This is a genomic window from Streptomyces sp. NPDC008001 (genome assembly GCF_042958085.1).
GTDB lineage: Bacteria > Actinomycetota > Actinomycetes > Streptomycetales > Streptomycetaceae > Streptomyces.
The window spans coordinates 71,944-87,896 of record NZ_JBIBIZ010000007.1 but is presented as its reverse complement, the minus strand read 5'-3'; the positions used below and the strand labels follow the sequence as shown (position 1 = coordinate 87,896).

The 15,953-nt window shown below is 74.5% G+C and carries 8 protein-coding genes; 2 read left to right on the top strand and 6 right to left on the bottom strand.

The genetic code is table 11. The features are described from left to right. Window positions 1–13: 13 nt before the first annotated feature. The 4 genes from ACFZCD_RS19480 to ACFZCD_RS19465 form a co-directional block, all read right to left on the bottom strand. Entirely contained in the window at window positions 14–1,423 is a 1,410-nt protein-coding gene (locus tag ACFZCD_RS19480) for a M1 family metallopeptidase (protein ID WP_391832410.1), read from the bottom strand. Beyond that, the gene (locus tag ACFZCD_RS19475) at window positions 1,420–5,433 is read right to left on the bottom strand and encodes a Pls/PosA family non-ribosomal peptide synthetase (protein WP_391832408.1); all 4,014 of its coding nucleotides are present in this window, start codon (window positions 5,431–5,433) and stop codon (window positions 1,420–1,422) included. The genes ACFZCD_RS19480 and ACFZCD_RS19475 overlap by 4 nt, the downstream gene beginning before the upstream one ends. Before the next feature lie 285 nt (window positions 5,434–5,718). Further along, the gene (locus tag ACFZCD_RS19470; protein ID WP_391832406.1) at window positions 5,719–7,356 is read right to left on the bottom strand and encodes an ABC-F family ATP-binding cassette domain-containing protein; all 1,638 of its coding nucleotides are present in this window, start codon (window positions 7,354–7,356) and stop codon (window positions 5,719–5,721) included. Between the two features lie 180 nt (window positions 7,357–7,536). Continuing rightward, window positions 7,537–9,495 (bottom strand): Xaa-Pro dipeptidyl-peptidase, encoded by a 1,959-nt coding sequence (locus tag ACFZCD_RS19465; RefSeq protein WP_391832404.1) that lies wholly within the window; start codon window positions 9,493–9,495, stop codon window positions 7,537–7,539. Window positions 9,496–9,682: 187 nt separating this feature from the next. Here ACFZCD_RS19465 and ACFZCD_RS19460 point away from each other — a divergent pair, with 187 nt between their 5' ends. Continuing rightward, window positions 9,683–11,191, top strand: coding sequence for a M1 family metallopeptidase (locus ACFZCD_RS19460; RefSeq protein WP_391832402.1), 1,509 nt, complete (start codon window positions 9,683–9,685; stop codon window positions 11,189–11,191). Between the two features lie 147 nt (window positions 11,192–11,338). After that, on the top strand, window positions 11,339–12,052 hold the full coding sequence (locus ACFZCD_RS19455) for a MerR family transcriptional regulator (protein ID WP_391832400.1): 714 nt from the start codon (window positions 11,339–11,341) through the stop codon (window positions 12,050–12,052). 420 nt (window positions 12,053–12,472) lie between these two features. Here ACFZCD_RS19455 and ACFZCD_RS19450 read toward each other — a convergent pair whose 3' ends face one another. Together ACFZCD_RS19450 and ACFZCD_RS19445 are read right to left on the bottom strand one after the other, a co-directional pair. Next, on the bottom strand, window positions 12,473–14,644 hold the full coding sequence (locus ACFZCD_RS19450) for a 3-hydroxyacyl-CoA dehydrogenase NAD-binding domain-containing protein (protein ID WP_391832398.1): 2,172 nt from the start codon (window positions 14,642–14,644) through the stop codon (window positions 12,473–12,475). Window positions 14,645–14,709: 65 nt separating this feature from the next. Next, complete coding sequence (locus ACFZCD_RS19445; RefSeq protein ID WP_391832396.1) at window positions 14,710–15,924, bottom strand: acetyl-CoA C-acetyltransferase; 1,215 nt, start codon at window positions 15,922–15,924, stop codon at window positions 14,710–14,712. Window positions 15,925–15,953: the final 29 nt, after the last annotated feature.

The following is a 15,953-nucleotide window of genomic DNA, read 5'->3' as shown; positions in this document are numbered from 1 at the left end:
AGCCGCAGGGGCGTCAGGTGGCCTTCCCCTCCGCGGAGGGGAAGGCGGGGACCGGCGCCCCGTACAGCCACGCGTCCAGCAGAGGACGTAGCAGACGGCCCGCCACCCCCTCCGCGTGGGACACGAAGCGCTCCGTGTCCGCCGTCGATCCGCGGTGCGCCGCGTGCCACGTCCGCAGCGTGCGGAAGAAGCAGTCGTCGCCGACCGCGAGCCGCAGGGCGTGCAGGGTGCACGCGCCGCGCACGTAGACCCGGTCGTCGAAGAGCCGGCGCGGGCCGGGGTCGGCGATGCGCAGGTCCTGCGGGCGGGCCGCGAGGTCGCTCCGGGCGGCCCGGGCGAGCGTGTCCGCGTCGTCCTCGCCGAGGTGTTCGGACCACAGCCACTCCGCGTAGGTGGCGAAGCCCTCGTTGAGCCAGATGTGCCGCCAGTCGGCGAGCCCGGCGCTGTTGCCGAACCACTGGTGGGCGAGTTCGTGGGCGACGAGCGTCTCGGAGCCCCGCCGGCCGTCCACGTGGTTGCTGCCGAAGACGGACAGCGTCTGGTTCTCGACGGGAGCGGCGAGCTCCGCGTCGACGACGACGGCGCCGTAGGTCTCGAACGGGTAGGGGCCGAAGAAGTCGCCGAAGGCGCGCAGCATCCGCGGCTGCCGGGCGAAGTCGTGGCGGGCCTGCTCGGCGAGCCGGGCGGGGTAGGCGTTGCGGACGGTGCCGCGGGCCTCGTGGGCGAACCGGCCGGTGCAGACGGCCGCGAGGTAGGAGGCCATGGGCCCGGGGTGGTCGTAGGTCCAGACCGCGGAGTCCCCGGTCTCCCGGTGTTCCCGCAGGGTGCCGTTGGCCAGGACGTGGTGGCCGCGGGGCACGGTGACGGTGAACGTGTAGGAGGCCTTGTCGTCGGGGCGGTCGTTGCAGGGGAACCAGGACGGCGCGCCGACCGGCTGGGAGGCGACGAGGGTGCCGCCGTGGGCGTCCCCGGTGCGGTCCCAGCCGATCGGCCCGAAGGGCGTCCGGACGGGCCCGGGGCGGCCGCCGTAGTGGACGTCGGCGACGAAGTCCTGGCCGGGGGCGAGCGGCCGCGGGGCGGCGAGCACCGCCTTGCCGGCGTGGTGGTGCACGGTGACGGGCCGCCCGTCGAGGTACGCGGCGCGCACCTTCAGCCGGGCGAGGTCGAGGGCGATGCGGCCGGTGCGCTCGTTGGCGACGGCCCGGATGCGGGCGTGGCCGTCGAGCCGGGCCCGGCCGGGGTCGTAGCCGAGCGTCAGGTCGTAGGCGAGGGTGCGGTGGCCGTCGGAGCCGTTGCGGGGGAAGTAGCGCCCGCCGGCGCCGCCCTCCCGGGCGGCGTCGGCGGCGGTCGCGGCCAGCGGGAGGACCGCCGCGGCCCCGAACAGGGCGCGGCGGCTGCAGCGGAGACGCTCCCCCAGGGTCATGCCGTGCTCCCGGGCGGAACGACGGCGCCCCCGGCGGATGCCGTGCCGGCTCCGGTGGTGCACAGGGCGGCCTCGGCGGAACGCGCGGTGCTCCCCCGGTGCCGTCCGGCGCCGTCCCCGCCCCCCGGGAGGGGCTCCGCGCCCGCGATGGGGTTGCCCGCCCAGCGGGTGCCGGCCGGGACGGTCTCGCCGCGCATCACCAGGGAGGCGGGGGCGAGGGAGACGCCGGCGCCGACGGTGCTGCCGGGCAGGACGATGCCGTGCGGGCCGAGGGAGGCTCCGGCGTCGAGGCGGACGGCGTCCAGGCGCATGATCCGGTCGTGGAAGAGGTGGGTCTGCAGGACGCAGCCGCGGTTGACGGTGGCGCCGTCGCCGAGGGAGACGAGGTCGGTCTCGGGCAGCCAGTGCGTGTCGCACCAGACGCCGCGGCCCAGGCGGGCGCCGAGGCTGCGCAGCCACCAGTTGAGGACGGGCGTGCCGGTGAACGGGCCGGCCAGCCAGGGCACGGCGAGGGTCTCGACGAAGGTGTCGTAGAGCTCGTTGCGCCAGACGAACGAGGACCACAGCGGGTGCTCGCCGGCGGTGAAGCGGCCCACGAGGAGCCACTTGGCCGCGGTGGTGGTCAGGCCGGCGGCGAGGCCCGCGGCGAGCAGCAGCGGGGCGCCCACCGCGGCGGCGAGCAGGAGGCCGCCGGTGTCGAGGGCGTCCTGCTCGGCGAGGAGGACGAGTTCGGCGAGGGCGAAACCGGCCATCAGCGGGAGCACGCGGCACAGTTCGACGGCGGCGCGGGCGGCCACCAGGCGGCGCGCGGGCTCGAAGGTGCGGTGCGCGTCGGCCACGGTGGCCTTGCGCGGCAGCGGCATCGCGGGGCGGCCCAGCCAGGAGCTGCCGGGTTCGCTGTGCTCGGGCGCGTCGGAGAGGACGCCGATCAGGGCGTGGTCGGGGACGCTGCGGCCGGGGCCGACGATGCCAGAGTTGCCGACGAAGGCGCGCCGGCCGATGTGCGCGGTGCCCAGGCGGAGCCGGCCGCCGCGCAGTTCGTACGGGGCGACGAGCGTGTCGTCGGCGAGGAAGGCCCCGTCGCCGACGGTGAGCAGGGAGGGCAGCGGCAGGACGGTCGAGATCTCGGCGCGCCGGCCGACGCGGGCGCCCAGGAGGCGCAGCCAGACGGGCGTGGCGAGGCTCGCGTAGAGCGGGAAGAGGCTGCCGCGGGCGCCGTCCAGGAGGCGGGTGACGAGCCAGGCGCGCCAGGCGACGGCGCCCCACGCGGGGTGGTCGCCGGGCCGGATCCCGCGCCCGAGCAGCCGGACGGTGGCGGCGACGAGGAGGGCCCAGGACAGGGTGCTGACGACGGTGAGCACCGGTACGGCGGCGAGCAGCAGCAGCGACACGGACAGCAGCGTGGTGCAGTCCTTGACGAGGTAGTAGGTGCCGACGAGCGCGGGCAGGGCGGCGAGGAACGGGAGGAGGGGCAGGCCGGCCAGGGTGAGGGCGTAGGCGGCCTTCGCCCGGAGGGAGGGGGCCGCGGGGCCCCGGGCGGGGAGGGGTTCGGCCCGGCCGGCGGAGCGGGCGGGGGATCCTTCCCAGCGCTCGCCCGTGGCCGCGTGGCCGTCCAGGCAGGCGCCCGGCGCCAGTTCGGCGCCCGCGGGGAGGGTCGCGCCGGGCATCATCGTGCTGCGGTGGCCCGCGCGGGCCCCCGGGCCGAGGGTGATCGGGCCGATGTGCAGGTCGTCGCCGTCCAGCCACCAGCCGGAGATGTCGGCCTCGGGTTCCACGGCGCAGCCGTCGGAGAGGGTGGCGAGGCCGGTCACGGGCGGCATGGCGTGCAGGGCCACGCCGCGGCCGGTCGTGCAGCCGAGGGCGCGCGCGTAGCGGGCGGCCCAGGGGGTGCCCAGGAGGGCCGGGACCCCGAAGGAGGCGACGGTGCGCTCGGCGGCCCACAGCCGGATGTGGACGCGGCCGCCGCGCCGGTACGTGCCGGGGGCGATGCCGCGGGTGAGCAGGCGCGCGGCGGTGGCGCCGACGACGAGGCGGGCGGGGGCGCTGAGCAGGACGAGCCAGCCGGCCAGTATCAGCCACCAGGAGGTGTGCGGCGCCCACTGGCGGGGCGCCAGCAGGCCGAGGACGTTGTCGGCGGCGGCGAGGGCGACGAGGCCGCGCAGTCCGGCGACGCCGAACAGGGCGGTCTGGATGAGGATCTGGGCCGCGCCGGTGCGTCTGCGCACGGGGCGGACGGTGCGGGCGGCGGCGCCCTGTGCCGGGGCGGGGGCGGCGAGGGAGTCGAGGTGGGCGGCCATGTCGCGCAGGACGGGGTGCCGGTAGAGGCCGGCGACGGACACGCCGGGGTGGTGTTCGCGCAGTGCGGAGGCCATGCGGGCGGCGGTGAGGCTGGTGCCGCCGAGGGTGGTGAAGTCGGATCCGGCGCCGGGCCGGGTGCCGAGGTGGAGTTCCCACAGGTCGGCCAGGCGGGCGGCGGTGCCGTGCAGTTCGCCGTCGCCGTCGCCGCCGGCGGGTTCCGGCGGGGGCCAGGGCAGGGCGTCGCGGTCGACCTTGCCGGAGGTGCGGGTGGGCAGGTCGCCGACTTCGGTGAGGACGGGGACGAGTGCGGCGGGCAGGCGTTCGGCCAGCAGCGCTCTGGCGTCTTCGCGCCGGTAGGCGGCGTCCGGCACGACGTAGCCGACGAGGATGTGCCCGCCGGCGGGGGTGCTCCGTACGGCCGCGGCCGCTCCGCGCACGCCCGGGAGGGCGCCGAGGGCGGCGTCGATCTCGCCGAGTTCGACGCGCCGGCCGCCGAGCTTGATCTGGTCGTCGGCGCGGCCGGCGAAGACCAGGCCCTCGGGGTCGGCGCGGACGAGGTCGCCGGTGCGGTAGGCGCGGGGGTCGCCGAGGGCGGGCGAGTGGCGGAAGCGGTCGGCGTCCTTGACGGGGTCGAGGTAGCGGGCGGTTCCGGCGCCGGCGACGACGAGTTCGCCCTCGGCGCCGTACGGCACCGCTTCCCCGGCCTCGTCGACGACGGCCAGCCGCCAGCCGGCCAGGGGCAGTCCGATGCGTACGGGTTCGCCGGGCAGCAGGCGCGCGGCGCAGGCGACGACGGTGGTCTCGGTGGGGCCGTAGGTGTTCCACATCTCGCGGCCGGGGACCGCGAAGCGGGTGACGAGCCCGGCGGGGCAGGCCTCGCCGCCGACGATCAGCAGGCGCACCCGGTCGAGGGTCTCCGGGGGCCAGAGCGCGGCCAGGGTGGGCACGGTGGAGACGACGGTGATGCCGCGTTCGGCGAGCCAGGGCCCGAGTTCGTGGCCGGCGCGGACGAGGGCGCGGGGGGCGGGGACCAGGCAGGCGCCGTGCCGCCAGGCCAGCCACATCTCCTCGCATGAGGCGTCGAAGGCGACGGACAGGCCGGCCAGCACGCGGTCGCCGGGCCCGAGGGGCGCGTCCTGGAGGAACAGCCCGGCCTCGGCGTCGACGAAGGCGGCGGCGCTGCGGTGGGTGACGGCGACGCCCTTGGGGGCGCCGGTGGAGCCGGAGGTGAAGATGATCCAGGCGTCGTCCTCGGGAAGGACGGCGCGGGGGCCGGCGTGCAGGGGCGGCGTGGGGGTGGGCGAGAGCCGGCCGCCGGGGCCGAGGACCGCGCAGACGGCGGCCTCGCCGAAGACGGTGGCGGCGCGTTCGTCGGGGTCGTCGGCGTCGACGGGCACGTAGGCGGCGCCGGAGCGGAGGACCGCGAGGATCGCCAGGTAGAGGTCGGCGGTGCCGGAGGGGATGCGGACGCCCACGCGGTCGCCGGGTCCGATGCCGGCCCGCCGCAGGTGGTCCGCCCGGCGGGCGACCTCGTCGCGCAGGGCCCGGTAGGTGAGGACGTCACCGGCGGCGTCGAGGGCGGGGGCGCCGGGGTTCCGGTCCGCCGTGGCGTCGAGGACGTCGAGCAGGGTGCGCGGTGGTGCCGGCGGGGCGCCGTCGTAGAGCGCCCGGGTTCTGTGCGTGCCGGGGGCGGAGACGGTGGAATGGGACATCGGGGCGGCCTCACTTGATGCCGTGGTGCGGGGTGGTACGGGCGTCCTTCGGACGTCCGCCACCACAGACGGCGGCTGCGGTGCGGCCGGTTCGGATCGCGGTCCCAACATTCCGTAAATCGAACAGAGTCCGCACGGCCCCAAGAAACCGTGATGTCCCGCCTGCCGCAGGGGTTTTGCGGCCGGCGGGCGGGCCGGGGCGACGGCGGTCCTTGGGGAAGGTTTGGCCTGAACCTGGGGTTGTTTTCGGACACTCCCGGGTAGGGAGTGTCCGGGTCTCAGGTGTCAGCGCTCCGTCAGGCGCCCCTCGGAGACCTCGATGCGGCGTGTGGTATGCACCGCGTCCAGCATCCGGCGGTCGTGCGTGACGAGGAGCAGCGTGCCGTCGTACGAGGCGAGGGCGGACTCCAGCTGCTCGATGGCCGGCAGGTCCAGGTGGTTCGTCGGCTCGTCCAGGACCAGCAGGTTCACGCCGCGGGCCTGCAGCAGGGCCAGCGCCGAGCGCGTCCGCTCCCCCGGCGAGAGCGTGGCGGCCGGGCGCAGCACGTGATCCGCCTTCAGGCCGAACTTCGCCAGCAGCGTGCGCACGTCGGCGGGCGCGAGGTCGGGGACGGCCGCGCCGAAGGCCTCCAGCAGCTTCTCCGTGCCGAAGAAGAGGGCGCGCGCCTGGTCGACCTCGCCGACGACGACGCCGGGGCCGAGCGCCGCGTGCCCGGCGTCCAGCGGCAGCCGGCCGAGGAGCGCAGCGAGGAGCGTGGACTTGCCGGAGCCGTTGGCGCCGGTGACGGCGATGCGGTCGGCCCAGTCGACCTGGAGGTCGGCGGGGCCGAAGGTGAAGTCGCCGCGGCGCACCTCGGCGCCGCGCAGGGTGGCCACGACGGCGCCGGAGCGCGGGGCCGCGGCGATCTCCATGCGCAGCTCCCACTCCTTGCGGGGCTCCTCGACGACGTCCAGCCGCTCGATGAGGCGCTCGGTCTGCCGGGCCTTGGCGGCCTGCTTCTCGGTGGCCTCGGAGCGGAACTTGCGGCCGATCTTGTCGTTGTCGGTCGCCTTGCGGCGGGCGTTCTTGACGCCCTTCTCCATCCAGTTGCGCTGGGTGCGGGCGCGCGCCTCCAGCCCGGCCCGGGTGTCCGCGTAGTCCTCGTAGGCCTCGCGGGCGTGCCGGCGGACGGTCTCGCGCTCCTCCAGGTAGGCGCCGTAGCCGCCGCCGTAGAGCCGGATCTCCTGCTGGGCGAGGTCGAGCTCGAGGACCTTCGTCACCGTGCGGGTGAGGAACTCGCGGTCGTGGCTGACGACGACGGTGCCGGCGCGGAGCCCGGTGACGAAGGACTCCAGGCGGGCGAGCCCGTCGAGGTCGAGGTCGTTGGTGGGCTCGTCCAGCAGGAAGACGTCGTAGCGGCTCAGCAGCAGGGAGGCGAGCCCGGCGCGGGCGGCCTGCCCGCCGGAGAGGCTCGTCATGGGCCGGTCGAGGCCCACGGCGAGGCCGAGGGAGGCGGTCACCTCCTCGGCGCGCTCGTCCAGGTCGGCGCCGCCCAGCCCGAGCCAGCGGTCGAGGCTCACGGAGTAGGCGTCGTCGGCCCCGGGGGCGCCGTCGACGAGCGCCTGGGTGGCGGCGTCGAGCTCGGCCTGGGCCCGTGCGACACCGGTGCGGCGGGCCAGGAAGGCCCGCACGGTCTCCCCCGGCCGCCGCTCGGGCTCCTGCGGCAGGTGCCCGACGGTGGCCGTGGGCGGGCTGAGCGAGATCCCGCCCTCCTCGGCCCCGGTCAGCCCGGCGAGCAGACGCAGCAGCGTCGACTTCCCGGCGCCGTTGGCCCCGACCAGGCCGATGACGTCACCGGGCGCGACGACGAGGTCGAGCCCGGAGAAGAGGGTGCGGTCGCCGTGGCCGGCGGCGAGGTTCTTGGCGACGAGGGTGGCACTCATATCCCGTCGACTGTAACCGGAGCGGACGGCGGTCCCGTACCGCTTTTCCCGGTTTCCCCGGCCCGCGGACCGGCCCGCGGACCGGGCTGCCGCCGGGCCGCCGCCGGGCCGGTGACCTGCAGGGTGCCGCACGGCGTGACGCGTGCGGCACCCTGCCCGGTCCCGTGGTCCGGGCGCCGCCTACGGCACGTGGGTCAGCGACGGCACCCGCAGCCCCCACGGCGCCGCGGGCTTGCTGTGCCCGCCGCCCGAGGTGGCGCGGGCGAAGGCCGCGTAGCCGCCGGCGAGGGGCAGGCTCGCGGAGGTGTCGTGCAGGTCCACGCTCACGTGCGGGGTGGTGGAGGCGGGCTCGATGAGGCCCGCGTCGGTGCCGGCGACGATCAGGGCCAGGCGGTGGCCCGCCGGGACGACGTGGTCGGTGGCGGCGAGGCCGATGGTCATCGTGTAGGGCTGCCCGGGGGTCAGGGGGCCGCCTTCGCCGGAGCCGTCCCAGTGGCCGAGGTCGGCCCAGCCGCGGCTGAAGACCGTGTGGCCGGCCTTCGCCGTCGCCGCCTCGGTGCGCTGGAAGCAGGCGCTGTCACCGGCGTTCCCGCTGCCCCAGCAGGTGCGGTCGGGCAGGGTGCGGATGCCCTCGCCGGAGGCGGAGTAGTCGCGGATGGTGGCGGGCCCGAGGTCCACGAGGACGGCGGACAGGTGGGCCGAGGCGGTGGACGGGGTGACGGTGAGGGTCACCTCGGAGGAGCCGGAGAGCCGCAGGTCGCGGGTGAGCGGCGGGGTGGTGAAGCCGGCCTTGCCGGGGGTGGGCTTGTCGATGTCCGCGGACCAGTCGCTCTCGCTCAGCTTCGGGTCGTCGGTGAACGCGGCGGTGGCGCCCTGCGGGGCGCGCTTCAGGCCGAGGGTGCCGACGCCCGCGACGGGGCCGGCGGCCGGGCGCAGCGTGGTGGGCCGGGTGTCGCGCGGCGGCCAGACGCGGTCGGTGGACCACTGGTCGGGGGCGCGCTCGATGTCGGCCATGGGCTCGCGCTCGATGCCGTTGTCGTAGCCGAGGAGGTAGTGGTCGAACCAGCGGTGCAGGGTGGGCACCCAGGCCTCGCGGCGGAAGTCGAACGGGTCGACGTGGCCGGTCTGGGAGAGCCAGACCTTGCGCTCGACGCCGTTCTCCGCGAGGGCGTCCCACCACTGGCCGAAGTGCTTGGTTCGTACATTGAGGTCCTGCAGGCCGTGCACGGCGAACACGCTGGCGCGCACGTTCCCGGCGTCCTTGACGTAGTCGCGGTCCTCCCACAGCTGCGTCCGGTCGCCGTTGCGCGGGGCGCCTTCCACGAGCGCACGCTGTACGGCCTGGCAGCGGCCGCGCGCCGCGGGGCTCTCGATGCCGTCGGAGAGGCCGTCGGGGCCGCCGTCGTAGAGGGCCGCGCCCTGGGCGAAGTAGTAGTCGTACCAGGAGCTGATGGCGCCGATGGGGACGATGGTCTTCAGGCCTTCGACGCCGGTCGCGGCGACTCCGTTGGCGACGGTGCCGTCGTAGCTCTTGCCGATCATCCCGACGGCCCCGGTGGTCCAGCCGGCCTTGACCGTGGCCTGGCCGCCGCGCGTGGTGTAGCCGCGGGCCCGGCCGTTCAGCCAGTCGACGACGGCCTTGGCGGACTGGATGTCGGACCGGCCGCCGATGTCGACGCACCCGTCGGAGCGGTTGGTCCCCGCGAGGTCCACCAGGACCACGGCGTAGCCGCGCGGGACGAAGTAGTTGTCGTAGTACAGCGGGAACTGCACCGGCCGGCCCTGCGCGTCGTAGGTCTTCTTCTGGCTCTCGTTGCCGCGGCCGCAGCACGAGTAGTACGGGCTCGCGTCCATGATGACCGGGACGCGCTTGCCCTGCTCGGCCGCCTCCCGGGGCCTGATGATGTCCACGGCAACGCGGTCGGTCCGGCCGTCGCCGTCGGCGTCGACCCGGGTGTCGACCCACACGGATTCGCGGACGGCGCGGTCGTAGGAGTAGACCGGCGCGCTCTCCCCGCGGCGGGCCGGGGCGGCCTGCGCGGCGCCCGGCGGCGCCACGAGAACCGTCAACAGGGCGGCGACGGCCGCCAGTACGAGTGAAGTCCAGGGTATGCGGGCGTCCCGCGGGCGTCTGATCACTGCCGGACGGTAGCGCTGCGGGGGCGGTGAACAGAAGGGGTGACGGCGGCTTCAGGAGTTGACGGCTGTCCCGGCGCATGACGCCCGCGTGTCGATCACATGTCGGAAGGCCCCATGGACATGGCCCCTTGGATGGTGAGTACATAGGCTTCGAGTGATCTTTCTCCTCTACGAGTTGGAGTGACTCGTGCGTCAGAGACTCATCGTTCCGAGCACGGCCGCTGCCGCCTTCCTGCTGCTCGCGGTCCCGGCGTCGGCGGCGGACGCCACCCCCGGCGCCCCGGGCGTCGGGGACTCGTACTACCCCGAAGACGGGAACGGCGGCTACGACGTCTCCCACTACGACCTGCGGCTGAAGTACCAGCCGAAGACGGACCGGCTGGAGGGCACGGCGACCCTGCTCGCCACCCCCACCCAGGCGCTGTCCCGCTTCAACCTCGACTTCACCCTCGACGTGAGCGAGATCCTGGTCAACGGCAAGAAGGCGACCTACCAGCGGTCGGGCGCCCACGAGCTGGAGGTCACTCCGGCGGGGCCGCTGGAGAAGGGCAAGCCCGTCACCGTCGTGGTCCGCTACAGCGGCGTCCCGTCCGCCGTGAAGATAGACGGCTACTCCGCCTGGAAGCACACCCCCGACGGCGCGGTCCTCGCCCAGGAGCCGCAGTCGGCAGCCTGGTGGTTCCCGAGCAACGACCACCCGACCGACAAGGCCACCTACGACGTGTCCGTCTCCGTACCGGACGACGTCCAGGCCATCAGCAACGGCGTGCTCGTCTCCCAGTCCTCCAAGCTGGGCTGGACGCGCTACAACTGGCGCTCCACCAAGCCGCAGGCCACCTACCTGACGACGCTGGCCGTCGGCAAGTTCGACATCACCACGGACACGACGGCGAACGGCCTGCCCGTCGTCAACGCGTACAGCAAGGACCTCGGCGACAACCTCTCCTCCGCCAAGGCGAGCGTCGAGCGCAGCGCCGAGATCGCCGACTGGGCGAGCACGGTCTTCGGCCCGTACCCCTTCACGGCCCTCGGCGGGTACGTGCCGAACGTGACGTCCTCCTACGCGCTGGAGACCCAGACCCGGCCCTTCTACAGCCCCTCGGTCTTCTCCAACGGCGCCAACACCTCGATCGTCGTGCACGAGCTCGCCCACCAGTGGTTCGGCGACAGCGTCTCCGTCAAGGACTGGCGCGACATCTGGCTGAACGAGGGCTTCGCCTCGTACGCCCAGTGGCTGTGGTCGGAGAAGGAGGGCGAGGGCACGGCCCAGGAGCTCGCCGAGTACGTCTACAACAGCGTCCCCGCCGCCAATGACTTCTGGAAGGTCAAGCCGGGCGACCCGGGCGCGGACCGGCAGTTCGACCGCGCCGTCTACAACCGCGGGGCCGTCGCCCTGCAGGCGCTGCGCAACACCGTCGGCGACAAGACGTTCTTCGGCATCCTCAAGCAGTGGCCGGCGGAGCACCGGTACGGCAACGCCTCCGTGCAGGACTTCGTGAAGTTCGCCGAGAAGGCCTCCGGCAAGAAGCTCGCGGCGCTCTTCGACACCTGGTTGTTCCAGCCGACGAAGCCGGCCACGCTGCCCGCTCCGGCCGCGGGCGGCGCCGCGAAGGCGAAGACGTCGCTGACGTCGGGCCTCACCCCGCCCAAGTCCTGGAAGAAGATCCAGGACGCGGAGCGGGCCCACCGGCACTGACCTCCCCCGCTCACGGGCGGCCCGCCGCACCCGCGCGCCCCGGCGCGGGCGGCGGGCCGTCGCCGTTACCGGCTTTCACACCGCTGGTGGCACAGCAATACTGTTCGACACACCGACGGGTGCGGAACAGAGAGCGAGGTGCCGCCCATGGCCGAGGAGACCGGGGAACCGTCCCTGACGGTGGACGAACTGGCCGCCCGGGCCGGAGTGACCGTCCGCACCGTGCGCTTCTACGGCACCCGCGGGCTGCTGCCGCCGCCCGAGATCGGCCCCCGGCGGGTCGGGCGCTACGGGCCCGGCCACCTCTCCCGGCTCGCCCTCATCGAGGAACTGCAGCACCAGGGCCTCACCCTCGCCGCCATCGAGCGCTACCTCAACCGGTTGCCCGAGGGGCTCAGCGCGCAGGACCTGGCCATCCACCGGGCCCTCGTGGCCTCCTGGACGCCGGACCAGGCCGAGGACACGAGCCGGGAGGAGCTGGAGCGGCGGGCGGGGCGGCCCCTGACCGAGGAGGACGTCGACCGGCTCGCCGCGATGGACGTCCTGCGGCGGGACGGCGCCGGGGGCTTCCGGGTCGACCCGGGCCTCCTGCACCTGGGCGTCCGGCTGCTGGACGTGCCGATCGCCCCGGAGACGATCCTGGCCGCCCGCACCGTCCTGCTGGACCACGCCCGCGCCACCGCGCGGGAGCTGTCGCGGCTCTTCCGCGACGAGGTGGAGACCCGGACGCCGGACGTCGCCGCGATGAAGTCCCTCTCGGCCCACATGCAGCCGCTCGTGATCCAGGCACTGGTGACGGCGTTCCAGCGGTCCCTCAACGAGGAACTTCGCGCGGCATATGAGGATGCGGGGCGCGTTTGACGGGTGCCACCGCAACGGGCGGGGTCATCCGGCACCGCCAGGCACGTTCGCGGTAGTTGCTCGCCGCGGCGGCGGGAGACGTCTTGCTGCCGCAACGGCGAGCGGGGCGCACGGCGGCTCCCGGCGGTGCCGGGCCGGCTCGGGCCCGGACGGCACCGCCGGAGACGTACGTGGTGGTTGCTCGGAAGAACTCTTGCCGCCGCAACGGCGAGTAAGCCCAACGACGGCTCCCGGCGGTGCCAGGCCGGGCCCGGGACGGCACCGCCGAAGACGTACACGGTGGTTGCTCGCCGCCGCGGCGGTAGATGCCTTGCGGGCGACCACGGCTGCCGGCAGGCAGTTGGTTGCCGCCGCCGCGGCGAGCAAGCCCCGCGGCGGCGGTCGGCGGTCGGCGGTCGGCGGTGCCAAGCCTGCCGCAGGTCAGAAGCGTTCGTCCCGGTCCGCCTTCTGTACGAGCAGGGCCGGCGGCTCGAAGCGGGGGCCGTAGGTTGCCGCGAGTTCGCGGGCGCGGGCGGCGAAGCCTCGGGGGCCGCCCTCGTAGCCGTTGATGTACTGCAGCGCGCCGCCCGTCCAGCCGGGGAAGCCGATGCCGAGGACCGAGCCGATGTTGGCGTCGGCCACCGACGTCAGGACGCCTTCCTCCAGGCAGCGGACCGTGTCCAGCGCCTCCGCGAACAGCATCCGCTCCTTCATGTCCTCGAACGGGACGAAGACGCCCGGCCGGGCGAAGTGCTCGCGGAGCCCCGGCCACAGGCCGGCCCGCTTGCCGTCCGCATACTCGTAGAAGCCGGCGCCGCCGCTGCGCCCCGTGCGGCCGAACTCGTCGACCATGCGGTCGATGACCTCGTCCGCGGGGTGCGGCTCCCAGGTCTCGCCGGCGGCCTCGGCCGCGCGCCGCGTCTCCTCGCGGATCTTCCGCGGCAGGGTGAGGGTCAGCTCGTCCATGAGGGAGAGCACCTTCGCCGGGTAGCCGGCCTGGGCGGCGGCCTGTTCGACCGAGGCCGGGTCGACGCCCTCGCCGACCATCGCGACGCCCTCGTTGATGAACCGGCCGATGACCCGCGAGGTGAAGAACCCGCGCGAGTCGTTGACGACGATGGGCGTCTTGCGGATCTGCCGGACCAGGTCGAACGCGCGGGCCAGCGCCTCGTCGCCGGTGCGCCCGCCCTTGATGATCTCCACGAGCGGCATCTTGTCGACGGGCGAGAAGAAGTGCAGGCCGACGAAGTCCGCGGGCCGCTCGACGCCCTCGGCGAGGAGGGTGATGGGCAGGGTGGAGGTGTTGGAGCACAGCAGCGCGTCAGGGGCGACGACGTGCTGGATCTCCTGGAAGACCTTCTGCTTGAGCGCGGAGTCCTCGAAGACCGCCTCGATGACGGCGTCGCACCCGGCCAGGCCGGCCACGTCCGCGGTCGGCGTGATCCGGGCGAGGAGCGCGTCCCGCTTCGCCTCCGTGGTGCGGCCCTTGGCGAGCGCCCTGGCCAGCAGGCCCTCGGAGTAGGCCTTGCCCTTGCGGGCGGCCTCCTCCGTCACGTCCTTGAGGACGACCTCGATGCCGGCCCGGGCGCAGGCGTAGGCGATGCCGGCGCCCATCATGCCGGCGCCGAGGACGGCGACCTTCCGCACCTCGCGGGGGGCGACGTCGCTCGGACGGCTGGCCCCGGCGTTCACGGCCTGGAGGTCGAAGAAGAACGCCTGGATCATGTTCTTCGAGGTCTGGCCGGTGACCAGCTCGGTGAAGTAGCGGGCCTCGATGACCTGCGCGGTCTCGAAGTCGACCTGGGAGCCCTCGACCGCCGCGGCCAGGATGTTGCGCGGCGCCGGGTAGGGGGCGCCGCCGAGCTGCTTCCGGAGACTGGCGGGGAAGGCCGGCAGGTTGGCGGCGAAGCGCGGGCTCGCCGGCGTGCCGCCGGGGATCTTGTAGCCCTTGACGTCCCAGGGCTGCTGGGACTCGGGGTGCGCGGCGATGAACGCACGGGCCTTGGCCAGGAGTTCGTCGTGGTCGGCGGCCAGCTCGTGGACGAGCCCCGCCTCCAGGGCGCGGCGCGGGTCGTACTGGGTGCCCTGGAGCAGCACCTTCAGCAGCGCGTCGGTGATGCCGAGGAGCCGTACGGTGCGGGTGACGCCGCCGCCTCCGGGCAGCAGGCCGAGGGTGACCTCGGGGAGGCCGATCTTGGTGCCGGGGGCGTCGAGGGCGATGCGGTGGTGGCAGGCGAGCGCGATCTCGTAGCCGCCGCCGAGGGCCGCACCGTTGACCGCGGCGACGACGGGCACGCCGAGGGTCTCGATGCGGCGCAGGTCGCGCTTGATGCTCATGCCCGAGTCGAAGACGCGCTGCGCGTCGGCGGGGGTCGCGGCGATCAGCTCGCGCAGGTCTCCGCCGGCGAAGAAGGACTTCTTCGCGGAGGTGAAGACGACGCCCCGGACGGATGCCGGTTCGGCCCGGAGCTCCGCTTCCAGGCGGTCGGCGACGACCGTGAGGGAGGCCTTGAAGGCCTGGTTCATGGTGTTGGCGGACTGGGTGGGGTCGTCGAGGGTGAGGGTGACGATCCCGTCCGCGTCGCGGTCGTAGCGGATGGTGGATGCGGCCATTCTTGCTCTCCGTGTTGTGTGGGTGTCCGACGGGTCGGGGCGGGACCGGGAAGGCCGGCCGGTCGCTACACCCGTTCCACCACCGTGGCGATGCCCATGCCGCCGCCCACGCAGAGCGTGACCAGGCCGTAGCGCTCGTCCCGGCGTTCGAGTTCGTCGATGACGGTGCCCAGCAGCATGGCGCCGGTGGCGCCGAGCGGGTGGCCGAGGGCGATGGCACCGCCGTTGACGTTGATCCTGTCGAGGCCGATGCCCATCTCGCGGGCGAAGTGCAGCACCACGGCCGAGAACGCCTCGTTGACCTCGATGAGGGCGATGTCGTCGATGGTCAGGCCCGCCTTGGCGAGCGCCTTGCGGGTGGCGGGGGCCGGGCCGGTGAGCATGATGGTGGGGTCGGAGCCGGAGACGGCGGCGGAGACGATGCGGGCGCGCGGCGTCAGTCCGTAGCGCTCGCCGACCTCGCGATTGCCGATCGCGACGAGGGCGGCGCCGTCGACGATGCCGGAGGAGTTGCCGGCGTGGTGGACGTGGTCGATCTTCTCGACCCAGTGGTACTGCTGCAGGGCGACGGCGTCGAAGCCGCCCGCTTCGCCGATCGCGGCGAACGAGGGCTTGAGCCCGGCGAGGGTCTCGACGGTGGTGCCGGGGCGGGGGTGCTCGTCCCGGTCGAGGACGACGAGGCCGCTGCGGTCGCGCACGGGCACCACGGAGCGGTCGAAACGGCCGTCCTTCCAGGCGGCGGCCGCGTTCTCCTGCGAGCGGGCGGCGAAGGCGTCCACGTCGGCGCGGGTGAAGCCGCCGAGGGTCGCGATGAGGTCGGCGCCGATGCCCTGGGGCACGAAGTTGACGTCGAAGTTGGTCATGGGGTCGTTGAACCAGGCGCCGCCGTCGGAGCCCATCGGCACCCGGGACATCGACTCCACGCCGCCGGCGAGGACGAGGTCCTCCCAGCCGGAGCGGACCTTGGCGGCGGCCGTGTTGACGGCCTCCAGGCCCGAGGCACAGAAGCGGTTCTCCTGGACGCCGGCGACGGTGTCGGGCAGGCCGGCGGCGATCGCCGCGATCCGGGCGATGTCGGATCCCTGGTCGCCGAGGGGGCTCACGACGCCGAGCACGATGTCGTCGATCGCGGCCGGGTCCAGGCCGGGGAAGCGGCGCCGGAGTTCGTGGATGAGGCCGACCACGAGGTCGACGGGCTTGGTGCCGTGCAGGGCGCCGCTGGCCTTGCCGCGGCCGCGGGGGGTGCGGATCGCGTCGTACACGTACGCTTCGGTGCTCAAGGTCGTAAGCCTTTCGGGGCGACGGGGGC